Here is a 20,522-nt window from a genome sequence, read left to right as displayed (position 1 = left end):
GACATCGCCCCATCCGGCAGTCTGCAACGGAATGCCTGATGGCGCTACGCTTCTCAGGCCCAGGGGACTTGGTTAACCGCGACGCGCTTTTACCGCATCCGCCAGTTGACGCAGCACCGCATCGGTATCTTCCCAACCAATGCAGGCGTCGGTGATGCTCTTACCGTAGGTTAGCGGCTCACCGCTATCCGGATTCTGATTACCTTCCACCAAATGGCTTTCGATCATCACGCCAATAATTGCTTTTTCGCCACCGGCGACTTGTCCGCAAACATCTTTCGCAACATCCATCTGCTTTTTGAACTGCTTGCTGGAGTTGGCATGGCTGAAGTCGATCATCACTTGCGCAGAGAGTCCTGCTTTGACCAGACCTTCTTTCACGTCCGCAACGTGCTGAGCGCTGTAGTTCGGCTCTTTGCCACCGCGCAGAATGATATGGCAATCGCCATTACCACTGGTATTCACGATCGCTGAATGACCCCATTTGGTGACAGACAGGAAGCAGTGCGGTGCCCCAGCAGCGTTGATTGCATCAATCGCCACTTTGATGGTGCCATCGGTTCCGTTTTTAAAACCAACCGGGCAGGACAGACCCGATGCCAGCTCGCGGTGCACCTGAGATTCTGTTGTACGTGCCCCAATCGCGCCCCAGCTCATCAGATCGGCGAGATATTGTGGGGTGATCATATCGAGGAATTCACCCGCAGTCGGCAATCCGCTGTCGTTGATATCCAGCAGCAGTTTACGCGCAATGCGCAGCCCATCATTGATCTGGAAGCTATTGTCCATGTGCGGGTCGTTGATAAGCCCTTTCCAGCCAACGGTGGTACGCGGTTTTTCAAAATAGACGCGCATGACGATTTCAAGCTCACCTTTTAACGCTTCGCGCAGCGCCAGCAGACGAGTGGCATACTCTTTGGCAGCTGCCGGATCATGAATAGAGCACGGCCCAATCACCACCAGAAGGCGATCGTCGCTCCCTTTCAGAATTTTATGAATCGCCTTACGGGCATGGGCCACCGTATTGGCGACATTTTCAGTAGCGGGGAATTTTTCCAGCAGTGCGACTGGTGGTAATAACTCGTTGATCTCTTTAATGCGTAAATCGTCGTTCTGATAATTCATGATTATTCCAGCGTTGCCATACTTATATAAATGAATGCAATCCCTCCAATCTATATCTTCAGTCATAAAGTGTAAACGGGGTTTTACACTTTGGACGGATTAATCCTGGAATTGGCCAAAAAAACGCAATAAAGTAGCGAAAAACGAGATCCAAACTACAATTTCTAACTGTAACAGCTTTAATTTTCATAGATTTCAAGATTCTATGCTGGTTTTAATTTCCATAGCAAAACGATTAACCACATATTAATGATGTAACTGGCACATGCACTGTTGGAAGACGTTATCCGACATATCGACCTTAACAGGAGCATAATATGCATATGACAAAGCTGGCTTCACTCTTCCTTACCGCTACACTTAGCCTCGCCAGCGGCGCGGCACTGGCTGCAGAAAGCAACGCGCAGTCCAATAACGGTCAGGCAAATTCCTCGGCTGATGCAGGACAAGTCGCCCCAGACGCCCGCGAAAACGTGGCACCAAATAATGTCGACAACAGTAACGTGAATTCAGGTGGCACAATGCTGCACCCGGACGGTTCATCAATGAACCATGAAGGGATGACCAAAGATGAGATGCACAAAAACACGATGTGTAAGGACGGTCGCTGCCCTGATGTGAATAAGAAGGTTGAGACCGGAAACGGCATCAACAATGATGTTGACACAAAAACTGATGGCACCACGCAGTAACGCTGAAATTAAAGCTAATAACGGGAGAGCAATAGCTCTCCTTTTTAATTTTATCATCCCAAAAACGGTATGATGGCATACAGTAAAGATGAGAATAACAAAGGGATGGCATAATGGCGCACGCACATACTCATACTTCCTCTGAGCAACCCAAGGACAATAATGCCCGCCGACTGATGTTCGCATTCTGCATTACAGCCGGATTTATGTTGGTTGAAGTGGTGGGTGGAATACTTTCTGGTTCACTGGCCTTGCTGGCCGACGCCGGGCATATGCTCACGGATGCTGCGGCGCTGCTTTTCGCGCTGCTGGCCGTCCGGTTTTCCCGTCGCCCGCCCACAATACGACACACCTTCGGCTGGCTGAGGCTCACGACGCTGGCCGCATTTGTTAATGCCATCGCATTGGTCGTTATCACCATTTTAATCGTCTGGGAGGCGATTGAGCGCTTCCAGACGCCTCGCCCCGTGGCTGGCGGCATGATGATGGTTATTGCTGTCGCGGGTCTACTGGCCAACGTGCTCGCTTTTTGGGTTTTACATCGCGGCAGTGAAGAGAAAAATCTGAACGTCCGCGCCGCGGCGCTGCATGTGATGGGCGATTTACTCGGCTCTGTCGGGGCAATCATCGCTGCGCTGATTATTATCTGGACGGGCTGGACACCCGCGGACCCAATTCTCTCGATTCTGGTTTCCGTGCTGGTGCTGCGTAGCGCCTGGCGATTGCTAAAAGATAGCGTTAATGAATTACTGGAAGGTGCCCCGCTGACGCTGGATATCGCCGCACTGCAGCGCCATCTCAGCCGGGATATCCCTGAAGTCCGCAACGTTCACCATGTCCATGTCTGGATGGTGGGCGAAAAACCGGTAATGACACTGCATGTTCAGGTGATCCCGCCACACGATCACGATGCGTTGCTGGAGCGTATTCAGCATTTCCTTATCCATCACTACCAGATTGAACACGCCACAATCCAAATGGAGTATCAGCCGTGCAATGGGCCGGACTGTCACCTGTATCAGGGCGTGTCCGGCCATTCACATCATCACCATTAATGAGAAAGCGCGTGGGAACCCCGCTCACGCGCGCTGTTAATCCACATCCTGCTACCGTTCAGGGCGATAACCGTCAGGAGCATATATTCCAGCGACATGGCATATACGCCTTGCAGGGCAAAGATCACCACGCTAATGACGTTAATGATCACCCACAGCAGCCAGTTTTCAACGTATTTGCGCGTCATCAGGATCATCGCCGCAATCGACAGCACCATCATGCAGGAGTCCCAGAACGGGAATGCATCGGGTTGTAGTTCAGGCACAACAACCTGTAATCCCAATGCCTGCATAATATTCACCGCAATGCCTGTCAGGAACGCAAAGACCGGATCGATATAGATCGACATCAGGCCGATCGCCACCACGCAAGCCGCCAGCCAGCCGATCGCTTTTGGAAGCGGTAGCCAGCGAATTTTCAGTTCCGCTTCATGCTGGTTGGTTTGCCGGGACCAGGCATACCAGCCGTAGATATTTGCGGCAAAGAAGAAAACTTGCAGCAACAAGCTGGCATAGAGCTGGATCTGAAAGAAGATAATTGCAAACAGCGTGACGTTTATCAGACCGAAGAAGTAATTGCTGATTTTCTCAAGGCTCGCCAGGCCAATACACAGCAACCCGGCGATCGTCCCCACGGCTTCGATCCACGACAAATCGTAACCACCCGCGCCAATCGGAATATGTACCAGAATGTTCTGCGTGCTAAAAAAGTCCATCTTTTCCCCCAGAGCAAAAATAAATAATTACGCTCGAAGTGTAGCCGCAAATTCCAACATACGGTTTAACGGCAACAGCGCCCCTTCTCTCAGCGAGTCCTCAACATGTATCTCATGAGCCGCGCCGCCATGTTCCAGGCCCTCAGCAATCGCTTTCAGGCCATTCATCGCCATCCACGGACAATGCGCACAGCTGCGACAGGTTGCCCCCTCGCCAGCCGTCGGAGCTTCAAGCAGCTCTTTATCCGGAACGGCCTGCTGCATTTTGTAAAAAATGCCCCGGTCAGTCGCCACAATCAACTGCTTATGCGGTAACGATTTAGCCGCGTTGATGAGCTGGCTGGTTGAGCCAACCGCATCTGCCATATCAACGATAGATTGAGGGGACTCCGGGTGCACCAGCACCGCGGCATCAGGGTAAAGCCCTTTCATGCGTGTTAAAGCCTGGGTTTTAAACTCGTCGTGGACGATACAGGCGCCCTGCCAACAGAGCACGTCTGCGCCGGTCTGTTTTTGCACGTAGTTGCCCAAATGTCTGTCCGGAGCCCAGATGATTTTTTCACCTAAACTATCAAGATGTTCAATAAGTTCAACCGCGATACTGGAAGTCACGACCCAGTCCGCACGTGCTTTAACGGCAGCAGAGGTATTGGCGTAAACCACCACGGTACGATCCGGATGCGCGTCGCAAAATGCGCTGAACGCGTCAATCGGACAGCCCAGATCTAATGAACATTCCGCCTGTAAGGTCGGCATCAGGATGGTCTTTTCCGGGCTGAGAATTTTGGCAGTTTCTCCCATAAACCTCACGCCCGCAACCAGCAGCGTAGAGGCAGAATGCTTTGCACCGAACCGCGCCATCTCCAGAGAATCAGAAATACAGCCCCCGGTCTCTTCCGCTAACTGCTGAATTTCAGGATCGGTGTAATAATGCGCGACCATAACGGCATCACGCTCTTTCAGCAGGCGCTTAATTTTTTCACGATAAAATTGCTTTTCATCCACACTTAGCGGTACTGGCTTCGGCGGAAACGGATAAATTGCTGCTTCTGGATCAAATATCACGCTCATCTTGCTTTCTCGTTTCACTGACTTAACGAAATAACCGATTAAAAGCGTGACGCACGCCATATTCGGTTTGATTTGTTTTGTATGCTAAACAAGATAGCGGATTGGCGCAGAAAAGTCACAATAATTGCGTGTGATGAATGCCGGATGGCGTCTGACGTCTTATCCGGCCTACACGAGTAGTGTCGTCTGTAGGCTGATAAGCAAAGGACATCAGGCAATCTTATAAATCGCAGATAGCAAAAAGGCGCCTTTAGGGCGCCTTTTTACACTGGTGGGGCGTGCAGGATTCGAACCTGCGACCAATTGATTAAAAGTCAACTGCTCTACCAACTGAGCTAACGCCCCCGTATGGGGTTTACTGCTTCAATTATTCAGGATGGTGGGTCGTGCAGGATTCGAACCTGCGACCAATTGATTAAAAGTCAACTGCTCTACCAACTGAGCTAACGACCCGCTCGGATGTCACCTGAAAAATTCTTTACTCGACACCAATATAAGAATTGGTGGGGCGTGCAGGATGACTCGACTTCGTCTCGCCCTAACGGGCCGTTGCTAAAGCAACGTTATCCTTCACGTTTAACACCTAAGTACAATGTTAAAGTTGGTGGGGCGTGCAGGATTCGAACCTGCGACCAATTGATTAAAAGTCAACTGCTCTACCAACTGAGCTAACGCCCCGAGTGGTGGGTGATGACGGGATCGAACCGCCGACCCCCTCCTTGTAAGGGAGGTGCTCTCCCAGCTGAGCTAATCACCCGATACTACGCTGGATACTGCATTAAGTGGTGGGGCGTGCAGGATTCGAACCTGCGACCAATTGATTAAAAGTCAACTGCTCTACCAACTGAGCTAACGCCCCACTTTTTTCGCCGCTTTCGGGCTGTTTGATATCCCTTGGCAACGGCGGCATATATTACTGATTTCAGATTTTAGCGCAACAAAAATTTCGATGTAAATAACTCAACTGCTTAGGAATCACACGACACGACCAGAAATAACACGATTTCTGGTCGCATGGTGGTCATTACATCGCGCCAAGGCGTTTTTGCGCTTGTTTCGCGCCATCAGTGCCAGGATATTTAGTGATAACCTGCTGATAAACCGCTTTAGCTTTTGCTGTGTCACCTTTGTCCTGCATGATGACGCCGACTTTATACATCGCGTCTGCAGCCTTAGGTGATTTTGGGAAGTTTTTAACTACCGAAGCAAAATAGAACGCAGCATCATCTTTTTTACCCTTGTTGTAATTCAACTGACCCAGCCAGTAATTCGCATTGGGCAGGTAAGTAGAGTCCGGGTACTTTTTGATGAAGTTCTGAAATGCTTCAATTGCGTCATCCTGGCGGGATTTATCCTGCACCAGAGCAATCGCTGCATTGTAATCGGTATTCGCATCGCCAGTTTGCACGGGAGCCCCTGACGTTGCTGCTGCTCCCGCATCAGGTGCAGGGGTTGCCGCCCCACTCTGATCGCCACCTGTAGACTGTGCCGCAGGCGCACTACCGCTGCCAAGATTATTCATTTGCAGCAATATCTGCTTCTGTCGCTCAACAACCTGATTCAGTTGATATTGATTTTCCTGAATTTGACCACGCAGGGAATCGATATCGGACTGATTATCGGAGAGTTGTTGCTGGAGTTGGGTTAAAAGCTGACTGTGAGCGTTAGAAATACGCTCAAGTTGAGTGACACGGTCTTCGACCGAGCCTGAGCCGACACTACTGATTGGCGCCTGTGCAAAAGCGGCCCAAGGGGCCGCTATGCCAACCAGTAACGACAGACTCAACAGGTGATGTCTGAAGTTACTGCTCATGCAATTCTCTTAGTAAACCAGTACGGCGCGACGGTTTTTGGCGTAAGCCGCTTCGTCATGACCCAGTACTGCAGGTTTTTCTTTACCGTAAGAAACGATGGAGATCTGGTCAGCAGAAACGCCTTTACCCTGCAGGTACATCTTAACGGCGTTCGCACGACGCTCACCCAGGGAGATGTTGTACTCAGGAGTACCACGTTCGTCCGCATGACCTTCTACGGTGACTTTGTAAGACGGGTTGCTACGCAGGAAGTTAGCGTGAGCATCCAGCATTGCAGCGAAGTCAGAACGGATATCGTACTTGTCCAGATCGAAGTAAACGATGTTGTTCTGCTGCAGCTGTTGCATCTGAAGACGCGCTTGCTCTTCAGAAGACATGTTGCCGCTGCCGTTTGCATCCATACCAGTGCCGGCACCCAGCATGCCTTCGCTGCCGTCATTGCTGGCGTTCTTGTTAGAAGAACACGCTGCAATAGCCATAACAGGCAGAGCAATCATCAGCCCTTTCAGCACTTTGTTCAGTTGCATTTCAATGATTCCTTTATTAATCAATTATTTATTATCACAGATACGGCGACCAGGCAGGGAATTTAACCTGACCATCAGTTGCCGGAAGACGCGCTTTGAAACGCCCATCTGTAGAAACCAAATTCAGCACGGATCCCATCCCCTGAGAAGAGCTGTAGATTACCATAGTGCCGTTAGGTGCCAGACTTGGCGTTTCATCCAGGAACGTTGACGACAGGACTTGTACGCCACCCGCTACCAGATCTTGTTTGGCAATGTGCTGCTGACCATTGGCTGAGCTTACCATTACCATAAACTTACCGTCGCTGCTCACATCCGCATCCTGGTTTTGCGAACCTTCCCAGGTAATACGCTGCGGAGCACCGCCGTTGACGTTAACTTTATATACCTGCGGACGACCGGCCTGGTCAGAGGTAAAGGCCAGGTTTTGGCTGTCCGGGAACCAGGTAGGTTCCGTGTTGTTGCTGCGACCATCCGTCACCTGACGGATCTGACCGGAACCAATGTCCATGACATACAGGTTCAGGCTACCGGTTTTAGACAGGGCAAACGCCAGTTTGCTGCCATCCGGAGAAAACGCAGGTGCACCGTTGTGACGTGGGAACGACGCTACCTGACGAACCGCGCCATTAGACAACGTCTGAATAACCAGCGCAGAACGACCGCTTTCGAAAGTGACGTATGCCAGTTTCGAACCGTCCGGAGACCATGCCGGAGACATCAGCGGCTGCGGAGAACGGTGTACCACGAACTGGTTGTAGCCATCGTAGTCGGATACACGTAATTCGTACGGGAACTGGCCGCCGTTCGTCTGAACAACATAAGCGATACGGGTACGGAATGCACCTTTAATACCGGTCAGTTTTTCAAACACTTCGTCACTTGCAGTATGGCCCGCGTAACGCAACCACTGCTTGTTCACTTTATAGGTGTTCTGTGCCAGTACGGTACCCGGTGCGCCACCGGTATCTACCAGTTGATAAGCAACGCTGTAGGAACCATCAGGATTTGGCGTAACCTGACCTACTACCACGGCATCAATACCCAGCGCAGACCATGCGGCAGGTTGAACTTCCTGTGCGGTACCCGGCTGCTGCGGCAGGCGAGAACGGTCTAACGGATTAAATTTACCGCTGTTACGCAGGTCAGCGCCTACGATACCACCGATATCTTCAGGTGCAGCACCCGGCCCTGCCCACTGGAAGGGGACAACACCAATCGGGCGTGCCGAGTCCACCCCCTGGGTGATCTCGATACGTACTTCTGCGTGCAGCACCGCTGCCCACAGCATCAGAAAACCAAATGCTACTCGTAATGCCTGCTTCATCATATCTCCCTTATCTGGACGGAAAGCCCACGATAATTTAGCAGAATGTTAACAAACTCAAATACACAAAACTACCAGAACACTGTCTCAACCTTAGACCGTTTCCCCTGAATTCTCAGGGACGTTATTACAGTTTAAAGTCCAGCTTGGCATCTTTTACTTTTTCATAAACAGCCTGGCTAGGCGGTTTAGGAATTCTGGCTGTTTTCGCAGCCGTCAGCGCAGCCTGACACAATGCCGGATCTCCGCCCTCTTCGGTCACATCCAGTAACAGACCATCGGGTGCTAACTTGATATGTAATACGCAAGATTTACCCGCATACAAATCGGCACCATACAGACGGCTCTGGATCGCATTACGAATTTGAGATGCGTAAGCACTGATATCAGCGCCAGATGCACCGCCATTTGCACCACTTGTACCACTATCTTTCGCCGGTTGACCGTTTCCTTTCGCTCCACCACCTGATTTCGGTGCATTCTTACCGGAGCTTAAGTCACCCAACAAGTCGTCAACGCCAGAGGCTGCAGCTGCTTTTTCGGCCGCAGCCTTTTTCGCAGCCGCCGCTTTATCTGCCGCAGCTTTCTTATCGGCAGCGGCTTTTTTATCTGCTGCTGCTTTTTCCGCTGCGGCTTTCTTATCAGCCGCAGCCTTTTCAGCAGCGGCAGCTTTCGCGGCAGCGGCTTTTTCTGCTTTCTCCGCAGCAGCTTTCTCGGCTGCTGCTTGCTTAGCGGCTTCAGCCTGAGCTTTCTTCGCAGCGTCTGCGGCAGCCTTAGCAGCTTGTGCTTCGGCAATTTTCTTCGCATCAGCGGCGGCTTTAGCGGCTTCAGCCTCTGCTTTTTTCTGTGCGTCCGCAGCGGCTTTCTTCGCGGCATCTGCCGCTTGTTTCGCCTGAGCATCAGCTTTGGCCTTCGCGTCTGCAGCAGCCTTCGCCGCAGCTTCTTCAGCCTGTTTCTGTTGCTCTTGCGCTTTCGCGGCGGCGGCTTCGGCCTGTTTCTGCTGTTCCGCCTGTTCGCGCACTTTTTCTTGCGCGGCTAAACGTTCTTTTTCAAGTTGCTTCAGTCGCTCTTGCTCGGCCGCCTGCTTCTCGCGAAGTTCCTCAGCTTGCTGCTGCGCCTGTTTTTCACGCTGCTCTTCTGCACGTTTAGCACTTGCCTGCTGTTGCTGTTGCCTGTCGTACTGTTGCACAACGGCGCCAGGATCGACCATAACGGCGTCGATGGACGAACCGCCACCGCCGCCGGCTGAAGCATCAATGTGCTCATCGAACGAACTCCAGATCAGCGCTGCAAATAAAATGACATGCAGCACCGCTGAAATAATTATCGCCCTTTTGAGCTTGTCGTTTTGTTCGGTTGCCTTTGACACTCTCGGTTCCCAAAAAACTGTTCGCCTGTTACGCGCTATCTTTCAAGCCAGCAAAACGCAGTCATCAGATTGGCTGCGTCATCAAGCCAACCGATTTTACGCCTGCACTGTGTAACAAGTTCAGCGCTTTAATTATTTCATCATAAGGCACGTCTTTCGCACCACCGATTAAAAAGACCGTTTTCGGATTGGTCTGCAGGCGACTTTTCGCTTCCGCGATAACCTGCTCCGGCGGCAGTTGATCCATACGATCTTTCTCAACGACCACGCTGTATTGCCCTATCCCGGAAACTTCAATAATGACCGGCGGTTCGTCGTTACTGCTGACAGCTTGCGATTCGGTCGCATCCGGCAGGTCGACTTCCACACTCTGCGTAATAATCGGCGCGGTTGCCATAAAGATCAGCAACAGCACCAGTAGTACGTCGAGCAGCGGTACAATATTGATTTCGGACTTGAGTTCGCGACGACCTCGTCCACGCGTTCTGGCCATGGCTTACCCCTTGTTGCTCTCGCTAACGGTAAACGCCTGGCGGTGCAGAATCGCGGTGAACTCTTCCATAAAGTTGTCGTAATTCAGTTCCAGCTTGTTCACGCGCTGATTCAGTCGGTTGTAAGCCATAACCGCCGGGATTGCCGCAAACAGACCGATAGCCGTTGCAATCAACGCTTCCGCGATACCCGGTGCGACCATTTGCAGCGTTGCCTGTTTTACCGCGCCTAACGCGATAAATGCGTGCATGATCCCCCAAACGGTACCGAACAGACCGATATACGGGCTGATGGAGCCGACGGTGCCGAGGAATGGAATATGCGTTTCCAGCGTTTCCAGTTCACGGTTCATCGAGATACGCATCGCACGGGATGCCCCCTCAACGACCGCTTCCGGCGCATGACTATTCGCTCGATGCAGACGCGCAAACTCTTTGAATCCGCTGTAGAAAATTTGTTCCGAGCCCACCAGGTTATCACGACGCCCCTGGCTTTCCTGATACAGGCGCGACAATTCAATGCCGGACCAGAACTTGTCTTCAAATGCTTCAGCTTCACGTGAAGCCGCATTAAGAATACGGGTCCGCTGGATAATAATGGCCCAGGATGCGATTGAGAAACCAATCAAAATCAACATGATAAGTTTAACCAGAAGGCTTGCCTTCAGGAACAAATCAAGGATATTCATGTCAGTCACTGCTTAAACTCCGCGACAATAGACTTGGGAAGCGCACGAGGCTTCATTTTGAGTGGATCAACGCAAACAATCAGAACTTCGGCTTCATTCAGCACGGTGTTCTCTGCGTTGACAATGCGTTGCGTGAAAACCAATGAGGTGCCACGCATTGACGTAATTTCGGTTTGGACTTCGAGCATATCGTCGAGCCGGGCAGGCGCAAAATACTCCAGCGTCATCTTGCGCACCACAAAGGCTACACGTTCGGCCAACAGGACCTGCTGACTGAAGTGATGATGACGCAGCATTTCTGTGCGTGCTCTTTCGTAAAAAGCGACGTAGCTGGCGTGGTAAACCACTCCACCGGCATCGGTGTCTTCATAGTAGACACGAACCGGCCATCGAAACATATACTTGTTCATTCTTACTGCCTCTTTGTTGGCTTCGCCCACTCACACCGGTCGCTTAACTTTGTAAGCGCCTGGTGACTCGCGTTCTTGCCGCCGCGATGCTTCAAGAATGTCGTTGTATATCGCGCTGTATTCACTTTACATCCCGGTAATGCAATTAAGTTGCGTCCTGATGGTCCAGTGTCGCCACCGCACACAACTCCAGGGCACAACCTTAGGTTAATGCTTTCAAACTTCGCTACTATACGCGCGGGAATGGTGGTTTGGAATGGGGGAAAGTAAACGGAGAGTAAAAATTTATGGGCTTATGCAAGCCCATAAATATTTAAGGATGTTTCTTATTCAAAAGAAGAAGAAAATCAGACCAACAACCAGGACGATATCTGCGATTAGCGGGCAGAAAATGCCCTGCCAGTGTACGGCGCGAGGACGAAAACCAACGCCGTGAATGATGCCTGCGCAGACCGCCCACATCAGCAGGAGACCATGCCAGATTTCCAGCTCACTGGTTTTGGCCGCGAAACGTGACGGATCCCAGAATATGCAACCAGCCAACACGATTGCCAGCACAAAGGAAAGCGCCCGCAAGGGGCGCTTGTCCATCGCGTTATACTGCATCGCGATAATGTTGGTCATCAGCTATCTTCTTGTCCGGCTTTGCCTGATTCAACGTGCTCAAGCGCCAGCGCTGTGATTATCCCAAATGCACAGGCAAGAAGCGTTCCCAAAATCCATGCGAAATACCACATTTTAAGCTCCTTACTTAGTACAGAGAGTGGGTGTTGCTTTCAATATCTTCTTTGGTGATGCGACCGAACATCTTCCAGTAACACCAGCCGGTGTACAGCAGAATGATCGGAACGAACACACAAGCTACATACGTCATCAGATTCAGCGTCAGCTGGCTGGACGTTGCATCCCACATGGTCAGACTTGCGTTCATCATGGTGCTGGATGGCATCACAAACGGGAACATTGCGATACCAGCCGTCAGGATGATGCAGGCTAACGTCAGTGAAGAGAAGACGAACGCCCATGCCCCTTTCTCCATACGAGAAGTCAGGATGGTCAACAGCGGCAGAACCACGCCCAGTGCAGGAACCAGCCACAGGATAGGTGCATTGTTAAAGTTCACCATCCATGCGCCAGCCACGCGAGCCACTTCTTTGGTCAGCGGGTTAGAGGCGGCATGATGATCCAGTGCTGAGGTCACAACATAACCGTCAATACCGTAAATCACCCACACACCAGCCAGCGCGAAGCAGACCATAGTGACCAGTGCGGCAACCTGCGACGTTGCACGCGCACGCAGATGCAGTTCACCTACCGTACGCATCTGCAGATAGGTCGCGCCCTGGGTGATGATCATCCCAACACTCACGACACCCGCCAGCAGACCAAACGGATTCAGCAACTGGAAAAAGTTACCGGTGTAGTACAAACGCATGTAGTCGTCTACGTGGAACGGAACCCCTTGCAGCAGGTTGCCGAACGCCACGCCAATAACCAACGGTGGAACGAAGCTACCAATGAAGATGCCCCAGTCCCACATGTTGCGCCAGCGCATGTCTTCAATCTTGGAGCGGTAATCAAAACCGACCGGACGGAAGAACAAAGACGCCAGTACCAGGATCATCGCCACATAGAAACCGGAGAACGCAGCGGCATACACCATCGGCCAGGCAGCGAACAGTGCGCCACCCGCGGTGATGAGCCAAACCTGGTTACCGTCCCAGTGCGGGGCGATGGAGTTAATCATAATTCGACGCTCGGTATCATTACGACCGAGGAAACGGGTGAGCATGCCCACCCCCATGTCGAAGCCATCAGTGACCGCGAAACCAATCAGCAGAATGCCAACCAGCAGCCACCAGATAAAACGCAATACTTCATAATCGATCATTTGACGACTCCTGTCTTAGCGTGCCGGCTGAGAAGTCACAGTGGACTGCTCGTAGTGATAACGACCGGTTTTCAGACTGCTCGGCCCAAGGCGTGCGAACTTAAACATCAGATACAGTTCAGCCACCAGGAACAGGGTATACAGGCCGCAAATCAACAGCATCGAGAAGATGAGGTCGCCAGCGGTCAGCGAAGAGTTCGCTACGGCTGTTGGTAACACTTCACCAATCGCCCACGGTTGGCGGCCGTACTCTGCAACAAACCAACCGGATTCAATGGCAATCCACGGTAGAGGAATCGCATACAGCGCGGTGCGCAGCAGCCATTTTTTCTCACCGATACGGTTACGAATCACGGTCCAGAAGGACACTGCGATGATTGCCAGCATCAGAATGCCGCACGCCACCATAATACGGAAAGCGAAGTACAGCGGCGCAACGCGAGGAATAGAATCTTTCGTTGCCTGCTGAATTTGCGCTTCGGTCGCGTCGGTGACGTTATCCGTATAGCGTTTCAGCAGCAGACCATAACCCAGGTCTTTCTTCATGCTGTTGAACTGGTCGCGAACAGCCTGATCGGTAGTACCCGCACGCAGTTCTTCCAGCAGTTGATACGCCTTCATCCCGTTACGGATGCGCTCTTCGTGCTGCACCATCAGGTCTTTCAGACCAATGACCGGTGTATCAACAGAGCGGGTGGCAATGATGCCCAGCGCATAAGGAATTTGAATCGCAAAATGGTTTTCCTGCGCATCCTGGTCCGGAATACCGAACAGGGTAAAGGAAGCCGGTGCAGGCTGCGTTTCCCATTCTGCTTCAATAGCAGCGAGTTTGGTTTTCTGCACGTCGCCCATTTCGTAACCGGATTCATCACCCAGAACGATAACAGACAGAATAGCAGCCATACCAAAGCTGGCGGCGATTGCAAAAGAACGTTTAGCAAACGCGAAGTCACGACCGCGCAGCATATAGTAGGAGCTGATCCCCAGAACGAACATCGCGCCACAAACATAACCAGATGCCACAGTGTGAACAAATTTCACCTGTGCTACCGGGTTGAGCACCAGTTCAGAGAAGCTCAGCATCTCCATGCGCATGGTTTCAAAGTTGAAATCCGCAGCGATTGGGTTTTGCATCCAGCCGTTCGCAACCAGAATCCACAGTGCGGACAGGTTAGAACCCAGGGCCACCAGCCAGGTGACGCACATATGCTGGACTTTACCCAAACGGTCCCAGCCGAAGAAGAACAGACCTACAAAGGTGGATTCGAGGAAGAAGGCCATCAAACCTTCGATCGCCAACGGCGCACCGAAAATATCCCCTACATAGTGGGAGTAGTAAGACCAGTTAGTCCCGAACTGGAACTCCATGGTCAGACCGGTTGCCACACCCAGAGCGAAGTTGATACCAAACAACTTGCCCCAGAACTTGGTCATATCTTTATAAATCTGTTTGCCGGAAAGGACGTAGACCGTTTCCATGATGGCCAGCAAGAACGCCATACCTAGCGTCAGTGGCACAAACAGGAAGTGGTACATCGCGGTCAAGGCAAACTGTAAGCGCGACAGTTCGACTATATCTAACATCATGACTCCTTGCTCATCGCATGAAGACTCCGAGAGTGAACCCCGTTAGAAAGGGTCACACGCATGCCCCAATACAAATTTATCTGCTTCCCTCCGCCGCTGCTCTTTCTTCTCATTTGAAGAAAGGACAATGATGAAAGGTTACAAACATGTTAATAAAACACTCAAATTGATCCCGCAATTATATTACGCCGTAAAATCCTTACAATAAACAGGTTTTTATCGAGGTAAATTTGCATTTTTCGATAGTGATCAATTTATAGCTAATTTATCACTTTCAGACCAATTTGATCTGCAGCAATTTAACCTCTTTTGAGGCTGTTTACCAAGTTTTAAACATTGATTTAAATCAATTTTCAAATTTAATGTTAATAGTGTTTAACAGTCAGGCGACTAGTGAACGCCATGTTAACGGTATGTTTTTCAATGAGTAATTGCCGTTACTACAAATGATAGGATATTTATTTAAATCTACACGATCTTTTAACCCGCCCGACTGACAAAATTGCCAGCAGATAAAGAGTCACTATTGCTGGGTAGCTCACAGTTTTTTGTTTAGCAAGTCATGGAATTGTTATTTCATACAAATTATTCATTTAAATTTTACTTATAATTAACACCAAGATGTAACTATCTCAAATGGAAGCGAAAGCGTCCCTCATTGACAGACGCATTGGGTTTGACGTTCCTCAGCACAGCGCAGGCGTTTCGCTTAAAGCATCACTGAAAGTTATCACTCACTTCTCTTTTTCTCTTATGTGGCAACGTTTAAATATGCCACAAACGATTCATTATCATTTTTATCTTAAATTTAACAAAATATAATTATGTCATATAAGATTAAAAAATAAAAAACCGTTATCCCGTTCACAAGTTATTTAGTAAAGATAATTTTTTAAATTATAAAAAATGACACATGAATGAGACGCACAACAAAATAAGATTTCGATCACAAACATGGCAAGTCATTTATTCGTCATTTTCCTGGCAAATTAAAAAAATCCGCAAAAACAACATTCAACTACCTAATAAACAAGGATTTTTATAAATAAAAAATATAACAATCATTTTGCGCAGGATATTTTGAAAATAGATCAATTGCTTCCTTTTCCGCTTACACAGAAACTCCGACCCTATTAAGAGGTTGTCACAAACCATGTTCTAAATATTAGAAAATAATTTTCACTTATTGACCATCAGCCCTACAGAGGATTACCCATGAAGAAATCTACACTTGTTATTGGCGTCATCGGTGCTGACTGCCATGCAGTAGGTAATAAAGTTCTGGATCGCGTTTTTACTGCTCATGATTTTCACGTAATCAACCTCGGGGTGATGGTGAGCCAGGATGAATATATTGATGCCGCGATTGAAACAGGCGCCGATGCCATCGTGGTGTCCTCTATCTACGGTCATGGCGACATTGACTGCCTCGGGTTACGTGAGCGCTGCATCGAACGCGGCCTCGGCGACATTCTGCTGTACGTCGGTGGCAACCTGGTAGTTGGTAAACATGACTTCGGCGATGTGGAAGTGAAGTTTAAGGAGATGGGTTTTAACCGCGTCTTCGCACCGAGCCACGACCTGGAAGATGTCTGCGCGCTTATCACCAATGATATTCGCCAACACAATGGCCTCGAGCAGCGTTGCCTGGAAGAGGCTATCTGATGCAAACAGTTTCTGTCGATATCGGCTCGACATGGACCAAGGCTGCCCTCTTCGCCCATGAAGGCGAGGAATTAACCCTGGTAAACCATGTCCTGACCCCAACCACCACACATCATCTGGCAGACGGTTTTTTTGCCAGCCTGAATCAGGTGCTGAACGTTGCCGATGCTCGCCCGTTACTGAAAAGTGGTGAAGTGCAGTTGAAATACTCCTCCTCGGCCAAGGGTGGACTCGCCGTTGCAGCAATGGGGCTGGTGCCTTCCATTACGCTGGAATCAGCAAAAGTTACCGCCCATTCGGCAGGAGCGAAAATCGCGCAATATTATTCGTACAAACTGAACCGGCATGACATCCAAGAGCTGGAATCATCACCGCCAGATATTCTGTTGTTTACCGGCGGTACAGACGGTGGCGAAGAAAGCTACGGCCTGGCGAATGCGCACGCGCTGGCAGGCTCAACGCTTGATTGCGCCATTATCTACGCTGGAAATCGGGACATTCAGGACGAAATACAAACGATTCTGGGACATAAAGATCTGACCACGGTAGACAACATTCTGCCTGACCTCGATCACCCGAATCCGTTTGCCGCGCGCAAGGCGATTTGCGATGTGTTCTTGTCACGCATTGTCAAAGGTAAAGGTCTGGACGTCATCGTCGGCGAAACCGGCGAAGAGCCAATGCCGACGCCATGGACGGTATATGAGTTAGTCAAAGCCATTAGCGATTACGACAGCGCATGGAAGGAATTCATGCTGATTGATATGGGCGGAGCCACCACGGATGTCTATTCGGCCAGCGCGAATACCCTCTCCCCCGATACCGTCCTGCATGGTGTTCCTGAACCGTTCGTCAAACGTACCGTTGAAGGCGACCTGGGAATGCGCGTTTCCGCCGTCGTGGTGGGAGAAAGTACGCAGGATATGATGAAAGTCATCTTCGCCCAACAACCGCAGCGCGAGGAAGCGTTTTACCGCTACCTGCGTCATCTGGTTGGGCAACCGGATTACCTGCCGCTCAGCGAGGAGGAGAAATATTTCGACACCCTGCTGGCAGGTTTGTGCGTGGGCTATGCCGCTGAGCGCCACGCGGGCACTAAAAAGCAGGTTTGCACCTGCGTGGGTAACGTGGATTTACAGATGGGTCGCGATCTCACCACCGTACGCAAAGTCGTCGGTTCAGGGGGATGGCTCTCTCGCGCCAGTCAGTTCGATATCCATAACTGGCTCAAATACCGGGAGCTGGACGACCAGGGTAAAAGAATTTTGTTACCGAATCAGTTTGAGTATTACCGCGATTCAAATGGCCTGCTCCCGCTACTGGCAAACGTCGCCAGGCTGTACCCGCAAGCCGCTGCTCGCACCAGCATTCAGTGTTTAACCCTATAAAACTTAAGGCAGCTACGAATGGAACTTCGAAATAAAAAATTGACCCATGACGAATTCATGACCGAAAGGCATCAGGTATTACAAACCTGGGAAACCGGCAAAGACGTTGAGAACTTCGAAGATGGCGTGAAGTACCAGCAATCAATTCCGGATAAAAAGCGCTTCTCCCTTGCTCTGCTGAAGGCCGATCAGGAAGGGAAAACCCTGAGCCAGCCGCGCGCAGGCGTAGCATTAATGGATGAGCATATTGCGCTGCTCAAAACATTGCAGGAAGAGTGCGACCTCCTGCCGAGTACGATCGATGCCTATACCCGTCTGAACCGCTATGAAGAAGCCGCCGTCGGGATCCAGAAATCTATCGAAGCAGGTACTTCCAAGCTGAATGGTTTACCGGTCGTCAATCACGGGGTTGCTGCCTGCCGTCGTATGACTGAAGCGCTGGAAAAACCGATCCAGGTTCGTCACGGCACGCCGGATGCGCGCCTGCTGGCAGAAATCGCCATGGCCAGTGGCTTTACCAGCTACGAAGGCGGCGGCATCTCCTACAACATTCCTTACGCTAAACGTGTCACTCTGGAAAAATCCATCCGCGACTGGCAGTACTGCGACCGCCTGATGGGCCTGTACGAAGAGAACGGTATTCGTATCAACCGTGAACCATTTGGCCCACTGACCGGCACCCTGATCCCGCCATTTATGTCCCACTCGGTGGCGATTATCGAAGGTCTGTTGGCTCTGGAACAAGGCGTGAAGTCAATTACCGTTGGCTACGGCCAGGTCGGTAGCCTAACGCAGGATATTGCAGCGATTCAGGCGCTGCGCGAACTTTCCCACGAATATTTCCATAACCACGGCTTCGACGATTACGAACTGAGTACCGTTTTCCACCAGTGGATGGGCGGATTCCCGGAAGATGAAGCAAAAGCCTTCTCCGTTATCGCCTGGGGCGCAGCGGTTGCCGGTATGTCAGGTGCCACCAAAGTGATCACCAAAAGCCCGCACGAAGCGTTCGGTATCCCAACGGCGGCAGCGAACGCCCAGGGTCTGAAAGCTTCACGCCAGATGCTCAACATGGTCAGCGACCAGAAATTCCCGCAGTGCGCTGCCGTGGAGCAGGAAGTTGATCTGATTAAGAGCGAAGTCCGCGCGGTGCTGAAGAAAGTCTTCGAACTGGGCAATGGCGACATTGCGCGCGGTACAGTGCTGGCCTTTGAAGCAGGCGTACTGGATGTACCTTTCGCGCCCGCCGCCTGTAACGCCGGTAAGATCCTGCCTGTTCGCGATAACACAGGCGCCATCCGTATTCTCGAAGCTGGCTCCGTTCCGCTGCCGAAAGACATTCTCGCCCTGCACCACGACTACGTCGCAGAGCGCGCGCATTTCGAAGGCCGCAAGCCTTCTTTCCAGATGGTCATTGATGACATCAACGCCGTATCCCACAGTAAATTAATAGGAAGACCATAATGAAAATTAAACAGGCCCTTTTCACAGCTGGCTACTCCTCATTTTATTTTGACGATCAGCAGGCCATCAAAAACGGCGCCGGTCATGACGGGTTTATCTATACCGGCGCTCCGGTAACGCCTGGATTTACGTCTGTTCGTCAGGCGGGTGAATGCGTATCCGTACAGCTGATTCTGGAAAACGGCGCAGTAGCAGTGGGCGATTGTGCAGCGGTGCAATATTCAGGTGCAGGTGGACGCGATCCGCTGTTCCTGGCTGAAAACTTCATTCCGTTCCTTAACGATCACATCAAACCGCTGCTGGAAGGCCGCGACGTTGATTCGTTCCTGACCAACGCCCGTTTCTTTGACGAACTGCGTATTGACGGCCATCTGCTGCATACCGCCGTACGTTATGGTCTGTCTCAGGCGCTGCTCGACGCGGCGGCACTGGCTACCGGTCGTCTGAAAGCAGAAGTGGTTTGTGATGAATGGCAACTGCCGTGCGTCCCGGAAGCCATTCCATTATTTGGCCAGAGCGGCGACGACCGTTATATCGCCGTCGACAAGATGATCCTCAAAGGTGTGGACGTCCTGCCGCATGCGCTGATCAATAACGTAGAAGAGAAGCTGGGCTTCAAAGGCGAAAAACTGCGTGAGTACGTCCGCTGGTTATCAAACCGCATCCTGAGCCTGCGCACCAACGAAACCTATCACCCGACGCTGCATATTGATGTCTACGGCACCATCGGTCTGATCTTCGATATGGATCCGGTGCGTTGCGCCGAATACATCGCCAGCCTGGAAGCCGAAGCTCAAGGCCTGCCGCTGTACATTGAAGGCCCGGTAGATGCCGGTAACAAGCCGGATCAGATCCGCATGCTCACCGAGATCACTCAGGAGCTCACCCGTCTGGGTTCCGGCGTGAAAATTGTTGCGGATGAATGGTGTAACACCTATCAGGATATCGTGGACTTCACCGACGCGGGCAGTTGCCACATGGTGCAGATCAAGACCCCGGATCTGGGCGGTATTCACAACATCGTCGATGCGGTGCTGTATTGCAACAAACACGGAATGGAAGCCTATCAGGGCGGTACCTGTAACGAAACGGAAATCAGTGCGCGTACCTGCGTACACGTCGCGCTGGCTGCGCGTCCAATGCGCATGCTGATCAAGCCGGGTATGGGTTTCGATGAAGGTCTCAACATCGTGTTTAACGAAATGAACCGCACCATCGCGCTGTTGCAAACTAAGGATTAA

The 20,522-nt window shown here is 51.1% G+C and carries 21 protein-coding genes and 5 tRNA genes; 7 read left to right on the top strand and 19 right to left on the bottom strand.

The features are described from left to right. Positions 1-72: 72 nt before the first annotated feature. Positions 73-1,125: a 3-deoxy-7-phosphoheptulonate synthase AroG gene (aroG, locus tag OGV38_RS13400; RefSeq protein WP_286473495.1), complete on the bottom strand. Its 1,053-nt coding sequence runs from the start codon at positions 1,123-1,125 to the stop codon at positions 73-75. 317 nt (positions 1,126-1,442) lie between these two features. Between aroG and OGV38_RS13395 the strand changes: the two genes are divergently transcribed. Then, positions 1,443-1,817 carry a YbgS-like family protein gene (locus tag OGV38_RS13395; RefSeq protein ID WP_016152318.1) on the top strand — a complete coding sequence of 125 codons (375 nt, stop codon included), beginning with the start codon at positions 1,443-1,445 and terminating at the stop codon, positions 1,815-1,817. A 113-nt stretch (positions 1,818-1,930) separates the two neighbouring features. Continuing rightward, the gene (gene zitB, locus OGV38_RS13390; protein WP_019076308.1) at positions 1,931-2,872 is read left to right on the top strand and encodes a CDF family zinc transporter ZitB; all 942 of its coding nucleotides are present in this window, start codon (positions 1,931-1,933) and stop codon (positions 2,870-2,872) included. Here zitB and pnuC read toward each other — a convergent pair. The 18 genes from pnuC to cydA form a co-directional block, all read right to left on the bottom strand. Further along, complete coding sequence (gene pnuC / locus OGV38_RS13385; RefSeq protein ID WP_019076307.1) at positions 2,869-3,588, bottom strand: nicotinamide riboside transporter PnuC; 720 nt, start codon at positions 3,586-3,588, stop codon at positions 2,869-2,871. The two genes, zitB and pnuC, sit on opposite strands and share 4 nt — an antisense overlap. 27 nt (positions 3,589-3,615) lie before the next feature. Further along, positions 3,616-4,659 (bottom strand): quinolinate synthase NadA, encoded by a 1,044-nt coding sequence (gene nadA, locus OGV38_RS13380; RefSeq protein WP_269517634.1) that lies wholly within the window; start codon positions 4,657-4,659, stop codon positions 3,616-3,618. A 269-nt stretch (positions 4,660-4,928) separates the two neighbouring features. Continuing rightward, positions 4,929-5,004 (bottom strand) — tRNA-Lys (locus OGV38_RS13375). 32 nt (positions 5,005-5,036) lie between these two features. After that, positions 5,037-5,112 (bottom strand) — tRNA-Lys (locus OGV38_RS13370). Positions 5,113-5,261: 149 nt separating this feature from the next. Further along, positions 5,262-5,337: transfer RNA gene (locus OGV38_RS13365), tRNA-Lys, on the bottom strand. A 3-nt stretch (positions 5,338-5,340) separates the two neighbouring features. After that, positions 5,341-5,416 (bottom strand) — tRNA-Val (locus OGV38_RS13360). Between the two features lie 26 nt (positions 5,417-5,442). Further along, positions 5,443-5,518: transfer RNA gene (locus OGV38_RS13355), tRNA-Lys, on the bottom strand. 165 nt (positions 5,519-5,683) lie between these two features. Then, positions 5,684-6,472 carry a cell division protein CpoB gene (cpoB, locus tag OGV38_RS13350; protein ID WP_016156016.1) on the bottom strand — a complete coding sequence of 263 codons (789 nt, stop codon included), beginning with the start codon at positions 6,470-6,472 and terminating at the stop codon, positions 5,684-5,686. 9 nt (positions 6,473-6,481) lie between these two features. Then, positions 6,482-7,000: a peptidoglycan-associated lipoprotein Pal gene (gene pal / locus OGV38_RS13345; RefSeq protein WP_003022983.1), complete on the bottom strand. Its 519-nt coding sequence runs from the start codon at positions 6,998-7,000 to the stop codon at positions 6,482-6,484. Positions 7,001-7,034: 34 nt separating this feature from the next. Further along, complete coding sequence (tolB, locus tag OGV38_RS13340; RefSeq protein ID WP_003022981.1) at positions 7,035-8,327, bottom strand: Tol-Pal system beta propeller repeat protein TolB; 1,293 nt, start codon at positions 8,325-8,327, stop codon at positions 7,035-7,037. Between the two features lie 127 nt (positions 8,328-8,454). After that, on the bottom strand, positions 8,455-9,696 hold the full coding sequence (tolA, locus tag OGV38_RS13335; protein ID WP_181634892.1) for a cell envelope integrity protein TolA: 1,242 nt from the start codon (positions 9,694-9,696) through the stop codon (positions 8,455-8,457). A gap of 64 nt (positions 9,697-9,760) precedes the next feature. Next, entirely contained in the window at positions 9,761-10,189 is a 429-nt protein-coding gene (gene tolR, locus OGV38_RS13330) for a colicin uptake protein TolR (RefSeq protein WP_003022978.1), read from the bottom strand. Positions 10,190-10,192: 3 nt separating this feature from the next. Further along, positions 10,193-10,885: a Tol-Pal system protein TolQ gene (tolQ, locus tag OGV38_RS13325; RefSeq protein WP_016152312.1), complete on the bottom strand. Its 693-nt coding sequence runs from the start codon at positions 10,883-10,885 to the stop codon at positions 10,193-10,195. Beyond that, positions 10,882-11,286, bottom strand: a complete 405-nt coding sequence (gene ybgC, locus OGV38_RS13320; protein ID WP_003831439.1) for a tol-pal system-associated acyl-CoA thioesterase — start codon at positions 11,284-11,286, stop codon at positions 10,882-10,884. Before ybgC ends, tolQ begins: the two co-directional genes overlap by 4 nt. Positions 11,287-11,616: 330 nt before the next feature. Continuing rightward, entirely contained in the window at positions 11,617-11,910 is a 294-nt protein-coding gene (gene ybgE / locus OGV38_RS13315) for a cyd operon protein YbgE (RefSeq protein WP_016152311.1), read from the bottom strand. Then, the gene (gene cydX, locus OGV38_RS13310) at positions 11,910-12,023 is read right to left on the bottom strand and encodes a cytochrome bd-I oxidase subunit CydX (protein ID WP_003022970.1); all 114 of its coding nucleotides are present in this window, start codon (positions 12,021-12,023) and stop codon (positions 11,910-11,912) included. Before cydX ends, ybgE begins: the two co-directional genes overlap by 1 nt. A 14-nt stretch (positions 12,024-12,037) precedes the next feature. Continuing rightward, on the bottom strand, positions 12,038-13,177 hold the full coding sequence (gene cydB / locus OGV38_RS13305; protein ID WP_016152310.1) for a cytochrome d ubiquinol oxidase subunit II: 1,140 nt from the start codon (positions 13,175-13,177) through the stop codon (positions 12,038-12,040). 15 nt (positions 13,178-13,192) lie between these two features. Beyond that, positions 13,193-14,761, bottom strand: coding sequence for a cytochrome ubiquinol oxidase subunit I (gene cydA / locus OGV38_RS13300; RefSeq protein ID WP_016152309.1), 1,569 nt, complete (start codon positions 14,759-14,761; stop codon positions 13,193-13,195). Between the two features lie 639 nt (positions 14,762-15,400). Between cydA and OGV38_RS13295 the strand changes: the two genes are divergently transcribed. From OGV38_RS13295 to OGV38_RS13275, 5 genes are all read left to right on the top strand, one after another. Beyond that, on the top strand, positions 15,401-15,586 hold the full coding sequence (locus OGV38_RS13295) for a hypothetical protein (RefSeq protein WP_286473487.1): 186 nt from the start codon (positions 15,401-15,403) through the stop codon (positions 15,584-15,586). A 393-nt stretch (positions 15,587-15,979) separates the two neighbouring features. Continuing rightward, on the top strand, positions 15,980-16,429 hold the full coding sequence (glmS, locus tag OGV38_RS13290) for a methylaspartate mutase subunit S (protein WP_016152308.1): 450 nt from the start codon (positions 15,980-15,982) through the stop codon (positions 16,427-16,429). Beyond that, the gene (gene glmL, locus OGV38_RS13285; RefSeq protein WP_286473484.1) at positions 16,429-17,817 is read left to right on the top strand and encodes a methylaspartate mutase accessory protein GlmL; all 1,389 of its coding nucleotides are present in this window, start codon (positions 16,429-16,431) and stop codon (positions 17,815-17,817) included. The genes glmS and glmL overlap by 1 nt, the downstream gene beginning before the upstream one ends. 18 nt (positions 17,818-17,835) lie before the next feature. Beyond that, positions 17,836-19,281 carry a methylaspartate mutase subunit E gene (locus tag OGV38_RS13280; protein ID WP_016152306.1) on the top strand — a complete coding sequence of 482 codons (1,446 nt, stop codon included), beginning with the start codon at positions 17,836-17,838 and terminating at the stop codon, positions 19,279-19,281. Then, positions 19,281-20,522, top strand: a complete 1,242-nt coding sequence (locus OGV38_RS13275; RefSeq protein ID WP_016152305.1) for a methylaspartate ammonia-lyase — start codon at positions 19,281-19,283, stop codon at positions 20,520-20,522. The genes OGV38_RS13280 and OGV38_RS13275 overlap by 1 nt, the downstream gene beginning before the upstream one ends.

It is taken from the genome of Citrobacter sp. Cb080 (assembly GCF_030334745.1).
Lineage (GTDB): Bacteria > Pseudomonadota > Gammaproteobacteria > Enterobacterales > Enterobacteriaceae > Citrobacter > Citrobacter braakii.
The sequence above is the reverse complement of the archived record's forward strand: the minus strand, read 5'-3'. Positions and strand labels throughout refer to the sequence as shown.

Bases quoted from the DNA above. Each gene is read 5' to 3' on its own strand.
- glmL (WP_286473484.1), top strand. From the start codon at position 16,429: ATGCAAACAGTTTCTGTCGATATCGGCTCGACATGGACCAAGGCTGCC.
- OGV38_RS13275 (WP_016152305.1), top strand. From the start codon at position 19,281: ATGAAAATTAAACAGGCCCTTTTCACAGCTGGCTACTCCTCATTTTAT.
- tolB (WP_003022981.1), bottom strand. From the start codon at position 8,327: ATGAAGCAGGCATTACGAGTAGCATTTGGTTTTCTGATGCTGTGGGCA.
- OGV38_RS13280 (WP_016152306.1), top strand. From the start codon at position 17,836: ATGGAACTTCGAAATAAAAAATTGACCCATGACGAATTCATGACCGAA.
- zitB (WP_019076308.1), top strand. From the start codon at position 1,931: ATGGCGCACGCACATACTCATACTTCCTCTGAGCAACCCAAGGACAAT.
- OGV38_RS13295 (WP_286473487.1), top strand. From the start codon at position 15,401: ATGGAAGCGAAAGCGTCCCTCATTGACAGACGCATTGGGTTTGACGTT.
- OGV38_RS13395 (WP_016152318.1), top strand. From the start codon at position 1,443: ATGCATATGACAAAGCTGGCTTCACTCTTCCTTACCGCTACACTTAGC.
- cydX (WP_003022970.1), bottom strand. From the start codon at position 12,023: ATGTGGTATTTCGCATGGATTTTGGGAACGCTTCTTGCCTGTGCATTT.
- aroG (WP_286473495.1), bottom strand. From the start codon at position 1,125: ATGAATTATCAGAACGACGATTTACGCATTAAAGAGATCAACGAGTTA.
- tolR (WP_003022978.1), bottom strand. From the start codon at position 10,189: ATGGCCAGAACGCGTGGACGAGGTCGTCGCGAACTCAAGTCCGAAATC.
- cydB (WP_016152310.1), bottom strand. From the start codon at position 13,177: ATGATCGATTATGAAGTATTGCGTTTTATCTGGTGGCTGCTGGTTGGC.
- pal (WP_003022983.1), bottom strand. From the start codon at position 7,000: ATGCAACTGAACAAAGTGCTGAAAGGGCTGATGATTGCTCTGCCTGTT.
- ybgC (WP_003831439.1), bottom strand. From the start codon at position 11,286: ATGAACAAGTATATGTTTCGATGGCCGGTTCGTGTCTACTATGAAGAC.
- nadA (WP_269517634.1), bottom strand. From the start codon at position 4,659: ATGAGCGTGATATTTGATCCAGAAGCAGCAATTTATCCGTTTCCGCCG.
- glmS (WP_016152308.1), top strand. From the start codon at position 15,980: ATGAAGAAATCTACACTTGTTATTGGCGTCATCGGTGCTGACTGCCAT.
- pnuC (WP_019076307.1), bottom strand. From the start codon at position 3,588: ATGGACTTTTTTAGCACGCAGAACATTCTGGTACATATTCCGATTGGC.
- cydA (WP_016152309.1), bottom strand. From the start codon at position 14,761: ATGTTAGATATAGTCGAACTGTCGCGCTTACAGTTTGCCTTGACCGCG.
- ybgE (WP_016152311.1), bottom strand. From the start codon at position 11,910: ATGACCAACATTATCGCGATGCAGTATAACGCGATGGACAAGCGCCCC.
- cpoB (WP_016156016.1), bottom strand. From the start codon at position 6,472: ATGAGCAGTAACTTCAGACATCACCTGTTGAGTCTGTCGTTACTGGTT.